General features: G+C 72.2%; 22 protein-coding genes and 3 pseudogenes. 14 read left to right on the forward strand and 11 right to left on the reverse strand.

Annotation, left to right across the window (positions count from 1 at the left end; translation table 11 throughout):
* Positions 1-19 precede the first annotated feature (19 nt).
* The 3 genes from OG622_RS47165 to OG622_RS47175 all read left to right on the forward strand — a co-directional run bounded on the left by OG622_RS47165 (position 20) and on the right by OG622_RS47175 (position 1284).
* Complete coding sequence (locus OG622_RS47165) at positions 20-238, forward strand: hypothetical protein (RefSeq protein WP_371583338.1); 219 nt, start codon at positions 20-22, stop codon at positions 236-238.
* A 279-nt stretch (positions 239-517) separates the two neighbouring features.
* Positions 518-868: a MerR family transcriptional regulator gene (locus tag OG622_RS47170; protein WP_371583339.1), complete on the forward strand. Its 351-nt coding sequence runs from the start codon at positions 518-520 to the stop codon at positions 866-868.
* Positions 869-1122: 254 nt separating this feature from the next.
* Complete coding sequence (locus OG622_RS47175; protein WP_371583340.1) at positions 1123-1284, forward strand: hypothetical protein; 162 nt, start codon at positions 1123-1125, stop codon at positions 1282-1284.
* Here the strand turns inward: OG622_RS47175 and OG622_RS47180 are convergent.
* The 3 genes and pseudogenes from OG622_RS47180 to OG622_RS47190 all read right to left on the reverse strand — a co-directional run.
* On the reverse strand, positions 1281-2642 hold the full coding sequence (locus OG622_RS47180) for a deoxyribodipyrimidine photo-lyase (protein WP_371583341.1): 1362 nt from the start codon (positions 2640-2642) through the stop codon (positions 1281-1283). The genes OG622_RS47175 and OG622_RS47180 overlap by 4 nt on opposite strands.
* Positions 2643-2754: 112 nt before the next feature.
* Positions 2755-4284 (reverse strand): SDR family oxidoreductase, encoded by a 1530-nt coding sequence (locus tag OG622_RS47185; RefSeq protein ID WP_371583342.1) that lies wholly within the window; start codon positions 4282-4284, stop codon positions 2755-2757.
* 470 nt (positions 4285-4754) lie between these two features.
* A pseudogene (locus OG622_RS47190) lies at positions 4755-5133 on the reverse strand (LysR family transcriptional regulator); the annotation flags it as partial.
* A gap of 143 nt (positions 5134-5276) precedes the next feature.
* On the opposite strand from OG622_RS47190, the gene OG622_RS47195 reads away from it, so the two are divergent.
* From OG622_RS47195 to OG622_RS47205, 3 genes and pseudogenes are all read left to right on the forward strand, one after another.
* Positions 5277-5354 carry a putative leader peptide gene (locus tag OG622_RS47195; RefSeq protein WP_371584437.1) on the forward strand — a complete coding sequence of 26 codons (78 nt, stop codon included), beginning with the start codon at positions 5277-5279 and terminating at the stop codon, positions 5352-5354.
* Between the two features lie 290 nt (positions 5355-5644).
* Complete coding sequence (gene ssuE, locus OG622_RS47200) at positions 5645-6199, forward strand: NADPH-dependent FMN reductase (protein WP_371583344.1); 555 nt, start codon at positions 5645-5647, stop codon at positions 6197-6199.
* A gap of 121 nt (positions 6200-6320) precedes the next feature.
* Positions 6321-6617 (forward strand): annotated as a pseudogene (locus OG622_RS47205) (alkanesulfonate monooxygenase); the annotation flags it as partial.
* Between the two features lie 52 nt (positions 6618-6669).
* Here the strand turns inward: OG622_RS47205 and OG622_RS47210 are convergent.
* On the reverse strand, positions 6670-7170 hold the full coding sequence (locus OG622_RS47210; RefSeq protein ID WP_371583346.1) for a GNAT family N-acetyltransferase: 501 nt from the start codon (positions 7168-7170) through the stop codon (positions 6670-6672).
* Positions 7171-7237: 67 nt separating this feature from the next.
* Positions 7238-8281, reverse strand: a complete 1044-nt coding sequence (locus tag OG622_RS47215; protein ID WP_371583347.1) for an acyl-CoA dehydrogenase family protein — start codon at positions 8279-8281, stop codon at positions 7238-7240.
* Between the two features lie 251 nt (positions 8282-8532).
* On the opposite strand from OG622_RS47215, the pseudogene OG622_RS47220 reads away from it, so the two are divergent.
* The 5 genes and pseudogenes from OG622_RS47220 to OG622_RS47240 all read left to right on the forward strand — a co-directional run.
* Positions 8533-8721, forward strand: a pseudogene (locus OG622_RS47220) (phospholipase); the annotation flags it as partial.
* Positions 8722-8763: 42 nt separating this feature from the next.
* Positions 8764-9702, forward strand: a complete 939-nt coding sequence (locus OG622_RS47225; protein WP_371583349.1) for an oxidoreductase — start codon at positions 8764-8766, stop codon at positions 9700-9702.
* Positions 9703-9765: 63 nt separating this feature from the next.
* Positions 9766-11109: a hypothetical protein gene (locus tag OG622_RS47230; RefSeq protein WP_371583351.1), complete on the forward strand. Its 1344-nt coding sequence runs from the start codon at positions 9766-9768 to the stop codon at positions 11107-11109.
* Positions 11110-11349: 240 nt separating this feature from the next.
* On the forward strand, positions 11350-11748 hold the full coding sequence (locus OG622_RS47235; RefSeq protein WP_371583352.1) for a VOC family protein: 399 nt from the start codon (positions 11350-11352) through the stop codon (positions 11746-11748).
* A gap of 100 nt (positions 11749-11848) precedes the next feature.
* The gene (locus OG622_RS47240; protein WP_371583353.1) at positions 11849-12925 is read left to right on the forward strand and encodes an adenosine deaminase; all 1077 of its coding nucleotides are present in this window, start codon (positions 11849-11851) and stop codon (positions 12923-12925) included.
* Here the strand turns inward: OG622_RS47240 and OG622_RS47245 are convergent.
* The 3 genes from OG622_RS47245 to OG622_RS47255 all read right to left on the reverse strand — a co-directional run bounded on the left by OG622_RS47245 (position 12901) and on the right by OG622_RS47255 (position 14752).
* Positions 12901-13422 carry a DinB family protein gene (locus OG622_RS47245; protein ID WP_371583355.1) on the reverse strand — a complete coding sequence of 174 codons (522 nt, stop codon included), beginning with the start codon at positions 13420-13422 and terminating at the stop codon, positions 12901-12903. The genes OG622_RS47240 and OG622_RS47245 overlap by 25 nt on opposite strands.
* Before the next feature lie 178 nt (positions 13423-13600).
* Entirely contained in the window at positions 13601-14065 is a 465-nt protein-coding gene (locus OG622_RS47250; RefSeq protein WP_371583357.1) for a hypothetical protein, read from the reverse strand.
* 66 nt (positions 14066-14131) lie between these two features.
* A complete protein-coding gene (locus OG622_RS47255; protein ID WP_371583359.1) occupies positions 14132-14752 on the reverse strand; it encodes a hypothetical protein in 621 nt (206 codons plus the stop codon).
* 234 nt (positions 14753-14986) lie between these two features.
* On the opposite strand from OG622_RS47255, the gene OG622_RS47260 reads away from it, so the two are divergent.
* Entirely contained in the window at positions 14987-16492 is a 1506-nt protein-coding gene (locus OG622_RS47260; protein WP_371583360.1) for a helix-turn-helix domain-containing protein, read from the forward strand.
* Here the strand turns inward: OG622_RS47260 and OG622_RS47265 are convergent.
* On the reverse strand, positions 16482-17387 hold the full coding sequence (locus OG622_RS47265) for a LysR family transcriptional regulator (protein WP_371583362.1): 906 nt from the start codon (positions 17385-17387) through the stop codon (positions 16482-16484). The genes OG622_RS47260 and OG622_RS47265 overlap by 11 nt on opposite strands.
* 127 nt (positions 17388-17514) lie before the next feature.
* Between OG622_RS47265 and mgrA the strand changes: the two genes are divergently transcribed.
* Positions 17515-18513, forward strand: a complete 999-nt coding sequence (mgrA, locus tag OG622_RS47270) for an L-glyceraldehyde 3-phosphate reductase (RefSeq protein WP_371583364.1) — start codon at positions 17515-17517, stop codon at positions 18511-18513.
* Here mgrA and OG622_RS47275 read toward each other — a convergent pair.
* Together OG622_RS47275 and OG622_RS47280 are read right to left on the reverse strand one after the other, a co-directional pair.
* Positions 18494-18817: a DUF1905 domain-containing protein gene (locus OG622_RS47275; RefSeq protein WP_371583366.1), complete on the reverse strand. Its 324-nt coding sequence runs from the start codon at positions 18815-18817 to the stop codon at positions 18494-18496. The two genes, mgrA and OG622_RS47275, sit on opposite strands and share 20 nt — an antisense overlap.
* A 97-nt stretch (positions 18818-18914) precedes the next feature.
* The gene (locus tag OG622_RS47280; protein WP_371583367.1) at positions 18915-19304 is read right to left on the reverse strand and encodes a nuclear transport factor 2 family protein; all 390 of its coding nucleotides are present in this window, start codon (positions 19302-19304) and stop codon (positions 18915-18917) included.
* 426 nt (positions 19305-19730) lie between these two features.
* Here OG622_RS47280 and OG622_RS47285 point away from each other — a divergent pair, with 426 nt between their 5' ends.
* Positions 19731-20141, forward strand: coding sequence for a hypothetical protein (locus OG622_RS47285; protein ID WP_371583369.1), 411 nt, complete (start codon positions 19731-19733; stop codon positions 20139-20141).
* Positions 20142-20181 lie beyond the last annotated feature (40 nt).

Below are 20181 nucleotides of genomic sequence, written 5' to 3' on the forward strand. Positions count from 1 at the left end.
GTGCCCGAGGGGTAGGCCGGTGCGTTCCGCGATCCGGGTCGGGCCGGATCGGTACGCGGTCGAGAGCGGCCTCGGGATACGCGCGGTCGGGGTGGTCGGGGTGGTCGGCGAGGGCGAGCGCGGTGCCCGCCGAGGTCACCGGATCCGACGGCGGGTCCGCGTGGACAGAGCGTCGGCGATCCGGCGCCGGGTGATCCCGACGATCCAGGCCCCCGTCGCGCCGCGCTCGGACCGGTAGCCGTGCCGGTCGCGCCACCCGCCCAGGAACAGCCGTCGTCGCCCGCCACCGGACCCCGTGCCAGTTGGTCGTCGGCGGCTGCGACGCTCGGACACACGGAACTCGTGAGGGCGGCTCCTCGCGTGGGGCGGTGCGCATGGCGCCTCGTGCGAGCCCGCGGGGCCGGGCTTCAACTCGCATCGCTTCTGCATCGTATAGTCGCCCTTATGGGGGCATAGATGGAGGAAAACCCCGCCGATCCGGGGCTCAGCAGCGGTGCCCTGGCCCCGTCGGCTGGGTGTGTCGCCCACGACCCTGCGTTCCTGGGACCGCCGCTACGGCATCGGGCCCGCGGTCCGCACCGACGGCCGGCACCGGCGCTGGACCCCGCAGGACGTGGCGGTGGTCGAGACGATGTGCCGGCTGACGTCCGCCGGGCTGGCCCCGGCCGAGGCGGCCCGCGCGGCGAGGGAAGCGGCCGGAACCCCGAGAGCGGGGGAAGCGAAGGAGGGTGTCGGGGCAGCGCGGGTGCCGGACGGGGTTCGTCCGCAGCCGTCACCCGCGCCCGGCCCACCGTCTCCGGGAGACATCCGCAAGGAGTGCCGGGGCCTCGCCCGCGCCGCCGTACGCCTCGACGCTCCGGCGGTGTAGGACCTGTTGGCCGGGGCCGTCGAGCATCTGCTGTCCTGGCATGTCTCCACGACCCTGCGCCGCCACCACCGGGCGCCCGCACCCCGCCACCGCCCCGGGCCCGGTCGTCCTCGCCTGCGTGCCGGGCGAACAGCACAGCCTGCCGCTGGAGGTGCTCACCGCGGCGGTCGACCGGGTCGGCCCCGCGGCCGTGGTCCTGTGGGCGCAGGCCCGCTCCACGGCGAGCCTGCCCCCTGGCCCGCCATGTCGCCGCCATGCGCTGGGGCGTGAAGGGCGCCCGCCGACACCCGCTCGTCGTGCTCGGCGGCCCCGGCTGGCACGGGCACCCCGCCTCGGGAACGGTCCGGCCGGTCTCGCTGGGCGAGGCGGTGGAGGCGTTGTCCGGTCTCCATGGGCGGGCGGGCCGACCGGTCTAGGACCTGCGTGCCCGCAGGAACCGCTCGCGTCCCTCCGCCAGTTCGACGATCGGCTCCGGATAGTCCAGCGCGCCGCGGTCCAGCCCCCGCAGCTTCCACGGCTCGTGCACCGCCGGTCCCGCGACGTCCGCCAACTCCGGTACCCAGCGCCGTACGTACTCCCCGTCCGGGTCGTACCGTTTCGCCTGGGTGACCGGGTTGAGGACCCGGTTGGGGCGGGTGTCGGTGCCGGTCCCGGCCGTCCACTGCCAGTTGAGCTGGTTGTTGGCCACGTCGCCGTCGACCAGGAGGTCAAGGAAGTGGCGGGCGCCGACGCGCCAGTCGACGTACAGCGTCTTGGTGAGGAAGCTCGCGGTCAGAAGCCGGCCGCGGTTGTGCATCCAGCCCTCGTGGAGGAGCTGGCGCATGGCCGCGTCGATCACCGGGTAGCCGGTGCACCCCTTCCGCCATGCCTCGGTCTCGTCCGGCGCGGACCGCCAACGGTCGTCCCGGGCACGGTAGTCCACGGTCGCGACCTCCGGCCGTACGGCCAGCACCTGGCGGTTGAAGTCCCGCCACGCGAGCTGCCGTACGAACGCCTCGGCGCCCGGACCGCCCGCCGCGCGCGCCCGGTGCACGAGTTCGAGGGGGGAGAGGGTGCCGAAGTGCAGATGCGGTGAGAGCCGGGAGGTCGCGTCGCCCGCCAGGTCGTCGTGCCGGTCCTCGTACGCCTCGATGCCCGACCGCAGCCAGGCGGAGAGCCGGGAGCGGCCCTCCGTCTCGCCGCCTGCCGCCAGACCTGGGGAGAGACCGGACAGCCGTTCGCGTGAGGGGAGTCGCTCCGAGCCGATGCCGTCCGGCACGCGCACGGTCCGCGGTGCGGCGAGCGCGTCGCGCAGCCGCTGCCGCGACCAGTGGCCGAAGTACGGCGTGAAGACCGCGAAGTGGTCCGAGGAGTTCGGCAGCACCGCGCCGGGGTCCACGGCGGACGTCACCGTGTCGTGGACGTGCAGGCGCACACCCTCGGCCTCCAGCGCGCGCCGCAGCCTGTCCTCGCGATGCTGGGCGTACGCGCTGACGTCGGCCGCCACATGCACCTCGTCGGCGTCCGCCTCGGTGACCGCCTTGCACACCTCCACCACCACGTCCCCGGAGCGAACCACGAGCCGGCCGCCCCGCTCACGCAGTCCCGCGTCGAGGTCGCGCAGACAGTCGGCGAGGAACGCCAGCCGGTTGGGTGCGGCGAACCCGGCCCCGGCCACGGCCCGGTCTCGCACGAACAGCGGGACCACCTGCCGCGATCCGTCGAGGGCGGCGCGCATCGGCGGATGGTCGTGCAGCCGCAGATCGGAGGTGAACAGGACGACCGAGACGTTCATGACGGACTCCGGGGAAGGGAAAGACGGATCATGCGCCGCTTCCGGCCGGAGGCATCCGGCGGATGCGCGGGCCGGAGGCGGAGGGCCGGGGCGCGGGCCGCCGCGGCACACCTCAGGGCAGGGGCGCCCCCTCCCGCGCCCGCGCGGTCGCGTCCGCCACCGCCGCCCGTGCGATGTTGCGGGCCATGCCGCCGAACACGGCGGCGTGGAACGGGGCCACGCTCCACCAGTACGTGTGACCCAGCAGCCCGCGCGGATGGAACAGGGCACGCTGACGGAACAGGGTGCGTCCCGTGTCGTCGGTGTCCGCGTACATCTCCAGCCACGCCAGGCCCGGCAGCCGCATCTCCGCCCGCAGCCGCAGCAGCCGCCCCGGCTCGATCTCCTCGACCCTCCAGAAGTCCAGCGAGTCGCCCACCCGCAGCCGGGCGGCGTCCCGGCGGCCCCGGCGCAGGCCCACCCCGCCCGCCAGCCGGTCCAGCCACCCCCGTACGGCCCAGGCGAGCGGGAAGGAGTACCAGCCGTTGTCACCGCCGATGCCCTCGATGACCCGCCACAGGGACGCGCGCGGGGCGTCCACGCACAGCTCGCGGTGGTCGGTGTAGAGGCTGCCGCCGGCCCAGTCGGGATCGGTGGGCAGCGGGTCGCTGGGCGCCCCGGGCAGGGAGGCCGACGACCAGCGGGTGGTGACCCGGGCCTCGCGCACCCGCCGCAGGGCGAGCCGCACCGCCTCGTCGAAGCCGACCGGATGACCGGGCGGATCCGGCACGTACCGTGCGATGTCGTGCTCGCGGCAGACCACCTCGTGCCGCAGCGACTCGGTGAGCGGCCGGGCGATCGAGGCCGGCACGGGCGTCACCAGCCCGACCCAGTGGCTGGACAGGCCCGGGGAGAGCACCGGCACGGGCAGAACGAGCCGGTGCGGCAGCCCGGCGACGACGGCGTAACGCCGCATCATCTCGCGGTACGTCAGGACGTCCGGACCGCCGATGTCGAAGGTCCGGCTGACGTCCTCCGGCAGCCGGGCACAGCCGACGAGCGCGCGCAGCACGTCCCGGACGGCGACGGGCTGGATCCGGGTGCGCACCCAGCTCGGGGTGACCATCACCGGCAGGCGCTCGGTGAGGTAGCGCAGCATCTCGAAGGAGGCCGACCCCGAGCCGATGACGACCGCCGCCCGCAGCACGGCCGTGGGCACACCCGAGTCCAGCAGGATCCGGCCGACCTCGGCGCGCGAGCGCAGATGCGGCGACAGCTCCCGCTCCGGCACGCCGTACGGTGTGAGACCGCCCAGGTACACGAGCCGGCGCACCCCGGCGGCGTGGGCCCGCTCCCCGAAGACCCGCGCGGCCCGCCGGTCCGTGTCCTCGAAGTCCTTGCCGGTGCCCAGCGCGTGCACCAGGTAGTAGCCGACGTCGACGCCCCGCATCGCCCGCGTCACGGACTCCGCGTCGGTGACGTCCCCGCGGACCACCTCTACGGCGCCGGCCCAGGGGTGGTCGCGCAGCCGGTCCGGGGAGCGGGCCAGACAGCGCACCCGCAGGCCCGCCTCCAGCAGCTCCGGAACGAGCCGCCCGCCGATGTACCCGGTCGCACCGGTCACCAGGCAGAGCGGTCCGCTGCCGCGTTCGTCTCCCGTCATGGGTTCCTCGGTTCCTCGGTTGTTTGGTCCCAAGTTCTTCGTCCTGGGTTCTTCCTGGGTTCTTCGCGTCGGCGTCCCCCGTCATCACTTCCCCCGCGAGAGCGGTCGTGGATGCGGCGGAGGGGTACCGCCGCGCGATCGGGTGATCGGTACGCACAGGGCCGAATTAGCTCGATCATGTGATCGTCCGCTTGTGGGCTTGCGGTGCCCTGGGCTGATCGGGCTGACGTGATCGTGCGACCTGGGACACCGGGTGCGGCGTCAGCGTGCGGGGCCCCTGCTCCACCAGTGGATGGTTCAGGGCCTCCCCGTCGCCTCTGGCCGTACCCACTTGGCCAGGTCGCCCGCGGCCCGCGGTACGGAGTCCGCCCTGCGGCGCTCGAGCATCAGCAGGACCCGCGTGGTGTCACCGGCGATCGGCCGGTGGTGGTCGTCGGTCCGGACAGCCCTCTGGCGTCCAGGGCGGCGGTGTCGACCTGGGTGAGGGGATGTGTGGCGCGGAAGTCGCGGATCACCGGGATGAGCAGCGGCACGGTCGCCGCGTTGACCGTGCCCAGGCCCAGGCGGACCATGCGGCTGATGCGGTGCTGTTCGCCTGCCGCGGTCCGCAGCCGGTCCACCGCGTCCAGCTCACCGATGATGTGCGGCAGCAGTTCCCGGCCCGAGGCGCTCATCGTCGCGCCGGAACGCTTGCGCTCCAGCAGGTCGACCCCGAGTTCGCGTTCCGGATTCCGGATTCCGTACGGTCTCGCTCAACGCAGGCTGGGAGAGCCGTAGTTCCTCGGCGGCCCGGCGCAGAGAATCGAGCCTGGTCACCGCCGTGATGTATTCCAGCTGTTCGGTCCGCACCGCAGCAGAATGCGCGCCGTTTTCCGGCCCGTTCAAGGGTTCCCCTGTCACACCTTCGTGAAATTCAATGGTCCGGGATACGAGACCGGTCGGGTTCTCCTTGACGGCCCTCGCCGACGGCTGCCACGATCGACGGCATGAAGATGCGACTGGACCTCACGCGGCGACGCCATGTCGACCTCGCGCGTGTCTCCAGCGCCTCCTGTCGCGCCATGGCCTGATCACCTCTCCGCGATCCGCCGCGCATTCCTGCTTTCCGCGCCTGAATTCACCGTGCCCGCGCACCCCTTGGCATGCGTGCACTCCTCTTGTCGAAACGCCCGCGCATCACCTGATCCCAATCAGGCGTGCCCGATGAATCAGACGTGCCCGAAAACATTCCGCGACAGAAGTTCCGCAGGCCCGCCGCGCCCGTGAAAGGGCGAACGGTTCGAACTCACCCGGTCTCCTGACCGCTCCCTTTCGGGGTGCCCGTCCGCACGGGCACCCCGGGTTCCCAGAAAGAGGACCCATGGCCACCGTCCTGTCCGTCTCCGGCAGTCCCTCCGTCTCCTCCCGCACCGCGAAGCTCGTACGCCACCTCGACGCCAGGCTGGCCGCCCAGGGCCACGAGGTCGTCCCGCTCGACATCCGCACCATCCCCGCCGAGGCGCTGCTCGGCGCGGACTTCAAGCACCCGGCCATCGTCGAGGCCACCGAACTCTTCGAGCGGGCCGACGGCATCGTCATCGCCACCCCCGTCTACAAGGCCGCCTACTCCGGAGTCCTCAAGGCCCTGCTCGACCTGCTCCCGCAGTACGCCCTCACCGGCAAGACCGTGCTGCCCCTGGCCACCGGCGGCACCACCGCCCACGTCCTCGCCATCGACTACGCGCTGCGCCCTGTACTCAGCTCCATGGGCGCCCGGCACATCGTCCCCGGCTGGTTCACCCTCGACAAGGACATCACCGTCGGGGAGGACGGCAAGGTCACCGTCGCCCCGGCCACCGCCGAGGCCCTCGGCCAGGTCGTCGACCAGTTCCTCACCGCCCTCGGCCCCGCGCCGGTGCTGGCCGCCGCGAGCTGACGCCATGACCGACGCCCGCACCGAAGCCCCGGCCGGTTCGCCGTGGAGTTCCGGGCCGGGGCCTCGGAGCGGGACGCCGAACGGCGGTTTCCGTGGGCCGAGTTGGGCCGGCTCTCGGCTCGGCGACCGCGACGGCCTGGAGATCCACCCCAACCTCTGGGCCGGCATCGGCCTGGTGCGCGGCGGCGCGGGCACCGCCCTGGTGGGCAGCCACGACGAGGTCGCCGGGCGCAGCAAGGAGTACCACGCCCTCGGCATCGACGAGTTCGTCCTCTCCGGCTACCCGCACCTGGAGGAGGCGTACTGGTTCGGCGAGGGCGTCCTCCCGCGCCTCGCCGCCCAGGGCCTGTGGCGGCACCCCTTCGCCGGGCCGGCCGTCACCGCGGCACAGGTGCCGTTCGCGAGCCGGGGAGCGTGAGCCGGACGGGGGCGGCAGAGGGACCGCGCCTGCCGCTCCCACCGCGTGCCGCTCACACCGCGCGTTCCATGCACACCAGTTGATCCCGCTCGTCCCACGACTCGGTGACGGCGAAGCCGAGCCGTTCGTACAGGGCGATGGCCCCGGTCCGCCAGTTCCACACCGACAGCCGTACCGTGCCCACGCCGCGCTCCGCGGCCTGTGCGAGCGCGGCGTCGAGCAGGCGGGAGGCGATGCCCCGGCCCCGGAACGCCGGGTCCGTCCAGAGTCGCTTGATCTCCGACCGTCCGTCGGTGGGAGCGGTCACCACCACACAGCCCACCGCGGTGTCCCCGCTCAGGGCCATCAGCACGTCATCGCCGGCGTACGCGGCGGCCGGGTCGGAGATCTCCGCCCGATAGCGGTCCGGCAGCCCTTCCGCATCGGCGACGGGCTCGCCCTTCTCGGCCTCCGTCCGCAGGTGGTAGGCGGCCAGCAACGAGGCCGGCCCCCCTGCGGCGGAAGCGGTCCGGCCCGGCCACCGGACGACGGAGATCTCGAGCCGATCAGTCATGATGCCAGCATCACACGACACCGGCCGGGCTCCGCACGAGCCCGTGGCGCCCGGCCGCCGTTCGGGATCAGTACGCGGCCGACAGCGAGCCGAGGTGGGCCCGGCGGACCTCGGCGGTCTGCCCCTGCACCAGCAGGAAGAGCGCCTCGCGGGCCAGACGTTGCGCCCGGCTGTCCAGGTCGAGGGCGCGTCCGCCGCCGGCGACGACCGCGGCGGTGGTCGCCGTGCGCATCAGGTCGAACGCCTTCGTCTTGAGGGCGAGCCGCTCCTCCATGTGCTCGTGCGGCGCCGGATGGTCGGCGAGGGCGTACGCCTGCCGCCGCACCTTGTCCAACCGCAGCCGCAGCCCTTTCGTCGTGGGGTCGTCCTGCTCCAGCAGACCGAGGGCCGACTCGGCGACCCCGAACACCGCCGGCGAGGCGTTCGCGGGCTTGGGGCGGTCGCTCGCGGCCCAGGACTCGTACGGCGCGTGCAGGGCCACCGCGTCGTCGGGGATCCACAGCCCGTCGAGGTGGAGGGAGACCGTTCGGGCGGCCGTGAGCGCGGCGAGCCGCATGGGCGCGGAGGCCTTCAGCCCGGACTGCTGCTTGGCCTCGGTGAAGGCGAACACCACCTCGTCCGCGTCCGTCACCCCGGCCAGCAGCATCACATCGTTGAGCCCCCACCCCGTGTACCAGGGAACGGTGCCGTGGAACCGCCAGCCACCACGCTTCGGCACGGCCCGGACCGGCACCTGCGGATACCTGCGCAGATGCGCGTACGCGACACCGGACAGCAGTTCACCGGTGGCGAGCTTCCCCAGCAGGCTCTCCCGGGCGGGGAGTTCGCTCTTCACGAGGGTCAGTACGGGTGTGTAGTGCTGGGTCTGCACGAACCACGTGGAACAGCAGGCCCCTGCCAGGATCTCGGCGGTGTCCCGCGCCACGGAGTTGGGCGCCCCCGACCCGCCGTACGCCACCGGCGCGCTCACCCCGAGCAGTCCCGACCGCTTGATCGCCTCGATGCTGCTCGCGGGCACCCCCTCCTGGTCGACGCGCTCCGCCTGAGGTGCGAGCACCTCGGCGGCGAGTCGGCGCGCCTGGACGACGAGGGGGTGCGGTGACGTGGTCATGAGGTGATTCTCCCCGGCTCCGACCCCAAAGATCACATCTTCGGGGCCGCGGGATCACCTCTTCTTCGGGGGCATGGGGTGTGTGACCTGCGCCACGTCGGCCCCTTGTCAGGTCGTCGGCCGCAACCGGTCAGGCCGTTGCGCTTGCATGTGATCGCCGGGGACGTGCCCCGGCCCGCTCCATGAGCGACGGTTCGCTCCACCCCTCACCAGGGCCGCTTGGCCCATGGCCCCCCGTAAGGAGAAAGACCATGAACCACTTCCGTGACGCAGGGATCACCTCGACGGCGACCACGGACAACACCAAACTCGCCGACCGTGCCCAGCGGTTCTGCGGACCGGCCGCCCGGAAGAAGCCCAACTTCCTCGCCGTGGACCACTACGACCTGGGCAACCCGGCGTCCCCGGTGGCGACGCTCAACACATACATCCATCCGTAGAACCCGGCGGGCGCGGTGCCCGGCGCGTGCGAGACTGCGGCGATGACCTCGTCGACGATCACCGCGACCGCCGCGGGCACCTGGACGCTGGGTGACCTGCCCGTCAACCGTGTCGGTTTCGGCGCGATGCGGCTGACGGGCAGCGCCGCCTTCCACCTCGGGACGCCGAGGGCGCGCGAGGGGTCGATCGCCGTGCTGCGGCGCGCGGTCGAGCTGGGCGTCAACCACATCGACACGGCCGCGTTCTACTTCTCGTCCCTGCGCTCCGCCAACGAACTGATCAACAGCGCGCTGGGCGGGCCGTACCCGGACGACCTGGTCGTCGTCACCAAGGTCGGGCCGCACCGCGAGTACTCGGGGGAGTGGGGCACGGCCGCGCGCCCCGACCAGCTGCGCGGCCAGGTCGAGGAGAATCTGCGGCAGTTGGGCCGCGACCACCTCGACGTGGTCAATCTGCGCCGGATGGGGCAGGACTCCGTCGCCGAGCACTTCGGCGCGCTGGCCGAGCTGCGGGAGGCCGGGCTCATCCGGCATCTCGGCGTCTCCGGCGTCGAACCCCGCCACCTCGCCGAGGCCCGGGAGATCGCGCCGGTGGTCTGCGTCCAGAACCAGTTCGGCCTGCACGCTCCCGACCTCGCCGCCGACGAGGTGCTCCGCGTCTGCGGCGAACAGGGCATCGCGTTCGTCCCGTTCTACGCGATCGCCGGCGACGCCGGCCCGCAGGGCGCGAGCACCGCGCACGACGACGAACTGCTTGCCGTGGCCCGCGCCCACGACGCCACCCCCGCGCAGATCCGACTCGCCTGGACCCTCCACCAGGGACCGCATGTCCTCGCCATCCCCGGCACGGGAGATCCGGACCACCTGGCCGAGAACATCGCCGCCGGCGCCCTCCGGCTCACGGCGGAGGAGGTGGCCCGGCTGGACGCCGTGCACCGGGGCGAGGCGTCGGGGCAAAGCAGCACCAACAGGTTCATATAGGATGCCTGTTCTGTCTCTTATCTCTCTGTCCCTGCCGTTCGTCACCACCCGGGAGAGTCACCCGTGAGCGTAGCCACCGCCCACTCCGCATCGGCCGTACCGCCCGCCGACGAGACGCCCGCGACCGGGGAAGCGCCGTCGCGGGACGAGGGCTTCTGGGTCGAGCCGGGCACGGTCGAGGGCGAGGCCCCCGTGAACGCGCCCGCCGGTGAGGTGCCGGCGCAGTCGTCCGGAGGTGAGGCTCCCGCGCAGTCGTCCGGCGAGGAAGCCACCACGCTGCCGTCCGACGGGGAAGCCACCGCACTGCCTTCCGGCGAGGAAACCGCCGCGCGGCCCGTCACCGGCGAGATCCCCGTGCAGGCAGCCGGCGACGACGTCCCCGCGCGGGCGCCCGGCGACGACACCCCCGTCGACGCCGTGGACGTGCAGGTCGCCCGCGACGCCCGGGAGTTCGGGGTGTACGCGCGCACCGGCGGCTGGGCGTTCGCGCTGAAAGTGGCGCGGAGTGTGCGGCCCGGTGGGGAGACGGCGGGCGAGACACCGAAGGTGTCGGCGAAGCGGTTCGCCGAACTGGCCGGGTGCTCACCGGAGCGGGTCATGCGGTACTACAAGGCGTGGGACAAGGCGGCCGACGACGGCATGGTCCCGCACTTCGAGGCGCTCGCCCCCGGCGAGGAGATCGACCTCCCGGACTCGGACGTGTGGCTGACGTACTACGGCTCCCGATCAAGCGCGACCTCCGACCGCGGCATCGCGATCACGGCGGCGGCCGAGGCGGAGGGTATCCGCCCGACCAAGGCACTTGAGGTTGCCGAGAACCCCACCGCGCTGCGTGCCGCGATCCTCGCCGACCCCTCCACCGCGCAGGCGGCCCGCACCGCACTCCTCGACCGACTCAAGGAGGACCCCTCCCTCCAGACGGAACTGGCCCGTGACATCGCCCGAACCGACGAACTGAAAAAGGCGGTCGCGAACGAGACGCAGGCGGCCAGCCGTATCGGGTACGTCCGGCAGATCGTGGAGAACGGGCAGGTCAAGACCCCCGCCGGTCAGGTCATCGACGCCACCGCGGAGCTGCGTGCGGAAGCCGAGCGGCACCTGTCCCTCATCGACGAGCTGGACGACGACGAGGACACCGGCGAGTGGGCGACGGAGGCGTACGACACCGTCAAGGAACTCGTCGTCCAGACCGTCGAGGCGGACCCCGAGCTGCGGGTCCAGGAGCGCCGGACGAAGTTCTACAGCAGCCTCCAGAAGGCGACGAAGGTCTTCGAGGAGCTGACCCTCGACGACGCGGTCGACCTCGACGCCATCTACGAGGACGACATGCTCCAGCGTCTTGAGGACCTCCAGCAGGCCCTCAACACCTGCATCGCCGCCCTCCGCAAGGCGTCGCCGGGCGAGTGATCCAGGGCCCCGGCCCCCCTGACTCCTGAGGCCCTCTGTGCGGCAGGGGGCCTCAGCCGTGCCGTGCGGGCACCACGCTCGCCACGGACCCGACCGCCCCTCGCGCCGTACGCGAAAATACTATTTGCCGTCCGGTGCGTGTTACGTATAACCTCCCGGGAACCCCGAGCGGCCCCCGGACGGTCGGCGCACGATCCCGTGCGATCTCCGCGCGGTCCGCGCCCCACCCGAGAGGCCCCGATGAGACGACGCATGGCCCTGGTCACCCTCGTGGTCGACGACTACGACGAGGCGATCCGCTTCTACACGCAGGCGCTCGGCTTCCGGCTCGTCGAGGACGAACCGAGGCCCGACGGCAGCCGCTGGGTCGTCGTCGAACCGGGAAGCGACGGGCAGAGCTGCGGACTGCTGCTCGCCAGGGCCAGGAACGAGGCCCAGCGCGGCCGGGTCGGCGACCAGACCGGCGGACGCGTGGGCTTCTTCCTGCACACCGACGACTTCGCCCGCGACCACTCCCGGATGCTGGCCGCGGGCGTCAGGTTCCTGGAGGAGCCGCGCCACGAGCCGTACGGCTCGGTCGCTGTCTTCGAGGACCTGTACGGCAACCGCTGGGACCTCCTCCAGCCGGCCGCCGACTGACCGGGTTGCCCCGAGCCGCTCGCGGCAACCCACCCCGACCGGGCCACCCGGTCACCCGCTCCGCTCCCACCACCGCACCACCTGCCGAGGAACGAACGCCATGACCGCGCCCCGCATCGATGCCGACACCATCCGCCGCCTCCCCAAGGCCGTCCTGCACGACCACCTCGACGGCGGTCTGCGCCCCGCCACGCTCGTGGAACTCGCGGCGGAGGTCGGCCACACCCTCCCGGAGACCGACCCGGAGGCCCTCGCCGCCTGGTTCTACGAGGCCGCCAACTCCGGTGACCTGGTGCGCTACATAGCCACCTTCGAGCACACCCTCGCCGTGCTGCAGACCCGTGAGGGCCTGCTGCGCACCGCCGAGGAGTATGTGCTCGACCTGGCCGCCGACGGTGTCGTCTACGGCGAGGTGCGCTACGCCCCCGAGCTGAACACGGCGGGCGGGCTCACGATGAGCGAGGTCGTCGAGACCGTCCAGGAGGGCCTGGCCGCCGGTATGGCCAAGGCGGCTGCGCAGGGCACCCCGGTCCGCGTCGGCACGCTGCTGTGTGGAATGCGCATGTTCGACCGGGTCCGTGAGGCCGCCGACCTGGCGGTGACCTTCCGGGACGCCGGTGTCGTCGGCTTCGACATCGCGGGCGCCGAGGACGGCTTCCCGCCCGCCGACCACCTGGCCGCCTTCGAGCACCTGCGCCGCGAGAGCGTCCCCTTCACCATCCACGCCGGCGAGGCCCACGGCCTGCCCAGCATCCACCAGGCCCTCCAGGTCTGCGGCGCCCAGCGCATCGGCCACGGCGTCCGCATCACCGAGGACATCGTCGAAGGCAAGCTCGGCCGCCTCGCCTCCTGGGCCCGCGACCGCCGCGTCGCGCTGGAGATGTGCCCCACCTCCAACCTGCAGACCGGCGCGGCCACCTCCATCGCCGAGCACCCCATCACGGCGCTCAGGGACCTCGGCTTCCGCGTCACCCTCAACACCGACAACCGTCTGGTCTCGGGCACCACCATGACCCGCGAGATGAACCTCCTCGTGGAGGAGGCCGGCTGGACCCTCGAGGACCTGCGCACGGTCACCGTCAACGCCCTCAAGAGCGCCTTCATCCCGTTCGACGAGCGCAACGCCCTCATCCAGGACGTCGTCCTGCCGGGCTACGCCTCGGCCTCCGCGCGCTGAACCAGTCCTCGTACGTACGCCGCCTGGCCGACATGCTGAAGGTCGTCGGCCAGGACGCTGACCAGGCGGACGCCGAGGGTGACAGCCGGCGTCCACCGCTCGTCCACGACCCGGTCGAGGTCGCCGGCTCCGAGGCCGCGCACGAACTCCAGTGTCCGTTCGTGCACGGCGTCGAAGTAGCCGGTGAGCAGGTCACCCGAGCCGACCCGTACCTCGGCCACCTGCGCCGGGCGGTGCCCGTAGCCCGTGTCCCGGGCCGGCAGAGTCAGCCCGAAACGCTTCTCCCAGCCCTGGGACAGCCACACCTGGTCGAGCCCGGAGGCACCGGCCACATGGTCGTCCTGGATCCGGGTGAGATGCCACACCAGCCAGGCGACGGAGTTGGCGTCGGGGGCGGGCCGGGCGTGGAGGCCCGCCGGGGACAGCCCGTCCACGGCGGCGTGGACCTCCTCCTTGATCCGGCCGTACGCGTCGATCAGAACGTTCTGCACATCCATACGTCCACCATCGGGCATCGGGGCGGCACCCGCACCGCCCCCGGGACGGCCCCCCCGGGACGGCCCCCCCGGGACGGCCCCCCGGGACGGCCCCCCGGGACGGCCCCCCCCGGGACGGCCGCCCCCTGGGATGGCCCCCGATGGCCACCGCCCCCCGACGCGCACCGCGAGGACTCCGTCAGCTTCCGGCGGCGCCCTTCGTGCCGATGTGGAAGATCTTGAGGTCGCGGGTCATGTCGACGACCAGCTTCGTGGTCTTGCCGCTGCCCCAGGTGAAGGTGATACCGGCCTCGGTGTAGTTCGCGGTGCCGTTGTCGGTGACCTTCCACTGGACGGGCACGTTCTGGGCGCGCAGCACACCGTCCGCGTGGTTCTTGGCCTCCCAGGCCTTGAGCTTCTTCTGCAGGCCGGGCGTCAGGTAGTACTTCCGCAGCTCCTCGGCGAGTTCGCCTCCGCCGTCCGGGTCGCTCCGGGCGTCGATGTAGGCGCCGTAGAAGTCGGCGATGCGGGAGATCGGGTCGGCGGGCTTGCCGGTGACGGTGCGCGGGCCGCCCGCGGACGCGGTGGCCGTCACACCGAGGCCGAGGGCCAGGGCGAGGCCTGCCGCCAGAGCGGTACGGCGGGTGGTGCGGGTGCTGGTCATGTGTGTTCCCCGTTTTCCGGTGCTGCGTTCTGGTGCTGCGTTCTGGTGTTGCGTTTCTGGTACTGGTCAGTGGAGTTTGTTGACGGCGGTGGTCGTGGTCTTCTTGAAGGCCTTGACCGGCGCGTCCTTGAAGCCGCCCATCTGTCCCCAGTCGACGACGGTGACGGTCCGGCCGTCCCGTCCCACCGACAGGAGCCGGATGTCCATGGCCCCCCAGGACGCGACGGTGGCCACACCGTGGACGTGGGCGCCCTCCTCGACGGGCAGCGTCCCGAAGTTCCGGTACTCGGCCTCGATGTCTGGGTCCGAGGACTCGCTCACGCAGTCCCGGAAGTCCTTGTTCAGCCGCGTGGCGAGAGCCTTGGCCTTGCTGTTGCTGCCGGCGACGACGATGAGCTGGTTGGCGCCGGTCTCCAGGTCCGTCCGGAAGGAGCGGTGCCGGGCGTCGTAGGCCAGGAGCGCGTCGCCCAGGCAGTACTGGAACACCTCGGGGACGCCGTCCTCGATCTTGCCGGCTGTCCAGGAGGACGAGGGGTGCGGCGGGAGCTGGGACGCCGACAGGAACTTCGGTGCGCTGCTCGCCTTCGCGGCGGCCGCCGGTGCGGCGCCGGCGGCGAGTGCGGAGCCCGCGGTGAGTCCGGCTACGACGAGTGCGGTGAGCATGTTCGCTCGGGTGTGCCTGGGCATGGTTGTCCCCCGTGAATGAGTACGTGGATGAGTGAGTGGTGCCGCGTCGCCGTCGGCGCCGGATGGTCCGTCCGGCTCCGGTCGGTGCGACACCAAAAGCATCGGCCGCCACGGGGGTCGAGCGCAACGGCCGAGGTCTGATCCGCCGTCATGGAACCATCCCAGCCCTTCTGACGTGCACACATAGGGAGTACCTGGGATGCCGTCCCGGGACGGGGAGGACACGGGGGAACAGTGCCGACAGCACGGGACGACGTCCAGGAATTCGCGGCGTCGCTCACGCGTATCAAGGAACGCACCGACCGCAGCTACGGGCAGCTGGCGCGCCGCCTCAACATGAACACCTCCACGCTGCACCGGTACTGCGCGGGGGACACCGTCCCCCTCGACTTCGCGCCCGTCGAGCGCTTCGCCGCGCTCTGTGGAGCGACGGGGGAGGAGCGTCTGGAGCTTCACCGGCTGTGGCTGTCGGCGGTGGCGGCGCGGCAGCGGGTGCGAACGGCCGGAGCGGGGGCCGGTTCCTCGACGACGACGGACTCAGCCCAGCCGGCCGACCCCGCTGCGTCGGCCGAACCTGCCACTCCGGCCGAACCTGCCGGGCAGGTCGACCCCGCCGACCCCGCCCAGTCGTCCGAACCCGCCGAACCCGCCGAACCCGCCGAACCCGCCGAACCCGCCGGGCCCGTCGAGCCGGCTACTTCTGTCCGCTCGGCCGACGCGCTCCAACCTGCCGCCTCCGCCGCGGTGGTGCCATCGGTCCAAGAACAGGAAGCACCCTCGTCGACCCGGCCGGAGGTGCTCCCGGTCCCGGCCCGTCGCCCCTGGCACCGTCGCCGACGCACTCTCGTCGGTGCGGCCGTCGCTGCGGTGCTCCTCGCCATGCTGGGCAGCCTCGCCGCCTTGCCGTCCGGCCGTCCCCCGGCGGACGGGGTCGCCCAGGGCGGTGACTCCGCACCTTCCCGTACGACGTCAGGAGCCCAGCGCCCGTCGACCGCGCCCACGAGCCCGTCCCCCTCGCCGGACGCCACGAAGAGTCCTTCGGGCACGTCCTCGCCCACGAAGCCCGGAAGCAGCACCACCCAGGACGACGACACCGAAAAGCCGCGGCCCTCCGCCACCGGCGTGCCCCTCACCTGGACGGCGAACTCCCAGCTCTGGGAGCTCGGCTGCGGGCACGACTACGTCGTCGGCAAGCCGCCGAACCAGGTGCCCCCGCCGCCGGGGCCGCAGGACGCGGGCGCCTGGGCCGCGACACAGCGGGCGGTGCACGGGCGGAACACGATCGTGGAGATCACGGTGCAGGGGCGGAAGTCCGCGGCCGTCATCCTGACGGCGTTGCGTGTGCGCGTCGTCGGACGTACGGCTCCCGCCAAGGGCAACGCCTACGCGATGGACCAGGGCTGCGGAGGAAGGGTCAGCCCCCGGTACTTCGACGTCGACCTGGACAAGGACCGGCCGATCGTCCGCCCGGTCGACGGCGCCGACCTGGGCATACCGATCCCCGCCGTGCGCTTTCCGTACAGCGTGTCGGCCGAGGACCCGGAGGTCCTGACGGTCAGCGCGGAGACCGAGACCTGCGACTGCCGCTGGTACCTGGAGCTGGAGTGGTCCTCCGAGGGCCGTACGGGCACGGTCCGGATCGACGACCATGGCACCCCCTTCCGTACGACCGGGATCGACGGACTGCCGCGCTACACGTACGCCACGTCGGACCACCGGTGGGCGCCGCTCACGGACTGATCCGAGGACAGTCGACCGGTGGGTCGAGGAGTTCCAGCAGGGCTCGCGCCGCCGGACTCATGGCCTGCGGGGGCGGCAGCAGGGCCACCGTCTCGTACACGGTCTCGCCGGTGCCCTTGACACCGAGAGCGACGAGCGAGTCGCGCTTGTGCCGGAAGTGGCGCGGGACGACGGCGACGCCGAGGTTCTCGTCGACGAGTTCGAGGAGGCTGTGCACGTCGTTGACCTCCAGGGCGACGGCCCGGCGGACGCCCGCGGCGGCGAAGACCGCGTCGGTGGTGTGGCGCGGGCCCCAGTCCGGGTGGAAGTCGACGAAGACCTCGCCGCCCAGCTCCTCCGGGGTCACGGCGGCGCCGGCGGCGGCGAGGCGGTGGCTGGGGTGGCACAGGACGGTCATCGGCTCGCTGGACAGCGGTACGACCCGCAGCTGGTCGGTGTCCTCCTGGGCCGTCCGCACGGCGAACGCCAGATCGAGGCGCCCGCTCGCGACCTCCTCCGCGAGTGCGCCCGAGCCCGCCTGCCGCAGACAGATCTCCACATCCGGGTGGAGCCGCCGGAAAGCGGCGAGCAGCCCCGCCACATGCAGTCCGGCCACGCACTGTTCCGATCCGAGCGCCAGCATCCCGCGCAGCACGCCCTGCACGGCGGCCACCGCCTCACGGGCCGACCGCACCTGCGCCAGGATCCGCTCCGCCTCGGTCAACAGCGCCCGTCCGGCGGGCGTGAGCATCACCCGGCGGGTCGTCCGCACGAACAGCGGCGTCTGCAGCTCGCGCTCCAGGGCCTTCACGGAGGCGGACAGACCCGACTGGGAGACCAGCAGCCGTTCGGCCGCCCGGGTGAAGTGTTCCTCCTCGGCGACCGCGACGAAATGCTGGAGATGGCGGAGTTCCATGACTGAGAAGCGTACGTGCTGAATCCCATCGGATTCTTCTGTTGGACCAATGCCCCCAGGTCGCGAAAGAGTGGACACCGGTTCTCCGGGACTTCGGTCCCACCGCGCCAACCTCTCTGGAGTCGCGTTGTACACCGCACACCCCGACCGCTACGCGGAGATGCCCTACCGGCGCACCGGACGCAGTGGTCTGAAACTGCCCGCGCTCTCGCTCGGCCTGTGGCACAACTTCGGCCCCGACCGGTCCGTCGAGACGCAGCGCGCGATCCTGCGCCGCGCCTTCGACCTGGGCGTCACCCACTTCGACCTGGCCAACAACTACGGCCCGCCGCCCGGCTCCGCCGAGTCCGCCCTCGGCGAGGCCCTCAAGGCCGACTTCGCCCCGTACCGCGACGAGCTGGTCATCTCCACCAAGGCGGGCTATCTGATGTGGCCCGGCCCGTACGGCGAGTGGGGCTCCCGCAAGTACGTGCTCTCCTCGCTCGACCAGAGCCTGAAGCGCATGGGCCTCGACCACGTGGACATCTTCTACTCGCACCGCCCCGACCCGGAGACTCCGCTGGAGGAGACGATGGGCGCGCTGCACTCGGCCGTCCAGCAGGGCAAGGCGCTGTACGTCGGCGTCTCCAACTACTCCGCCGAGCAGACCCGTGAGGCCGCCCGCATCCTGGGCGAGCTGGGCACCCCGCTCCTCATCCACCAGCCCCGCTACTCGATGCTCGACCGGCGCCCCGAGAGCGAGGGCCTGCTCGACGCCCTCGACGAACTCCAGGTCGGCTCCATCGTCTTCTCCCCGCTGGAGCAGGGCCTGCTGACCTCCCGCTACCTCGACGGCATCCCGGAAGGCTCCCGCGCGGCGAGCGACAGCCCGTTCCTGAAGTCCGACGCCGTCACCGAGGACCTGGTGGGCAGGCTGCGCGCGCTGGACGAGGTCGCCAAGTCACGCGGCCAGACCCTGGCCCAGCTCGCCCTGGCCTGGACGCTGCGCGGCGGCCGGGTCACCTCCGCCCTCGTCGGCGCGAGCAGCGCCCGGCAGATCGAGGACAGCGTCGGCGCCATCGCCAACCTGGACTTCGAGGCGGACGAACTGACCCGCATCGACGCGATCATCGAGGGCAAGGGCTGACGGCCGACCCCGCCCACCCCAACGCCTGACCCTCGATACGCTCCTCCAGCCGTACGGCCACCGACTCGCCCGCCTCCTTGCCGATCGCCTTGCGCACATCCGCTCTGACGGGCAGCTCGTGGGTGCCGTCGCCCAGGGCCATGAAGGAGCTGCGGAAGGGGTGGCCGTCGATGGTGCCGCGGACCTTGACCAGGCCGCGGGTGCCGAAGAAGGCGGCGGACCCGGGCCACACGAGGCAGGTCCAGCCGCCTTCGGCGGGGCTCTTCCGCAGCTCCGCCGTGAACTGCTCGTCGAGCGTGCTCATGATGTCGTCTTCCGCTTCCGGTGGGTCCGCTATGAACAAGAGACCACCGGAAGCGGAAGAACTCATCGCGGGGCGGCGAGCACCGGCCCCCCGACGCCTACGCCGACGGCACCCGGTCCAGGAAGCCGTACACGCTCCGGATACGGCCCTCGGCGTCGAGCGTGATCACGTCGAACCCGGCGACCGGCGCACCGCCACCCGCCTCGTCCACCAGCTCCCAGCCGAAGCGGGCGGTGTCGTGGTGTCCGTCCACGGCCGTGACCAGACGGAAGGCGAGGCCGGGGAACTGTTTCCGGGCCGCGGTGATCAGGGCGGCGATCTCCCCGTGTCCGCGCACGTCGGCCAACGGATCGGTGTAGCCGCCGTCGGTGGTCCAGGCGGCGGCGACCGCCCCGGCCAGTTCCTCCTCGCCGCCGGCGTTCCAGGCCTCGAAGTAGCGGGCGACGGCGGTCTCGTAGCGGTCTGGGCGGTCTTGAATCGCGGGCATGATCGTTGAACCCTCCATCGAGGACGTACGTATGGGTCGGGGACCGGGTCCGGAGCCGTCCGCGGCCTCCTCGTGATCCGGCACAGCACACGATGCCCGGACGTCCCGGAGGGCGTCGATTACCTCGGAGGTCATACCGAGGAAGGCCCGGTCGGAGGGCCCTGCGCAACGTTTCGGCCAATCACGCTCTCGCATATGCCAGGAGACTGGCCGAATTGGCATGGTGACAGAGCGTCAGGAGTGTCGATACTCGACTGACAGGGCGATTGAGTCATGAACGAACGAGCACCCGTGCGCGGTCTTCATGTCACTGTGCGTGACGATCAGGTCGCCGGATGTGCACGACCAGCAAATCTGTGAGGCGAGAGCAAGTCCGCGCGGCGAGTGGGGCCGGGCGGGTCGGCGGTGCGATCGGGGGAGCGAAGCGTGCACGACGAATTTCTGTGCCATGTCACCGCGTACGGATGGTGCGGCGGCCGGCGCGTCGGCGTGCCTCTCGGGACCTATCGTGCCCCCACGTTGGCGCTGGCGCTGTGGTGGATGCGCGACCGCGCGTTATGGATCGCCGAGCGCCTCGACCCGCGACCCGAGAACCCGAACTTCCCGCCGAACGCGGTCGTTCCGGTCGCCGACACCGTACCGGACGTGCCGAGCCTGCTGCGTGCCTGGTCCACCGACGACACGCAACAGGGGCTGGTGGCCGACGAGTTGGCCGCCGGGAACCTGGTCCGGATCGCCACCAACGACGACACCACGGAGTACGAGCTGCTCGCGGAATCCGTGGACGCCATGCGCATGCAGCGCATCGCCCAGCGGATCGCCACTCCCGCCGCATGAGTCCCGGGGGCCGGGCCCCGGGCGGCACCGCCCCAGGGGC

The organism is Streptomyces sp. NBC_01314 (assembly GCF_041435215.1).
Classification (GTDB): Bacteria; Actinomycetota; Actinomycetes; order Streptomycetales; family Streptomycetaceae; genus Streptomyces.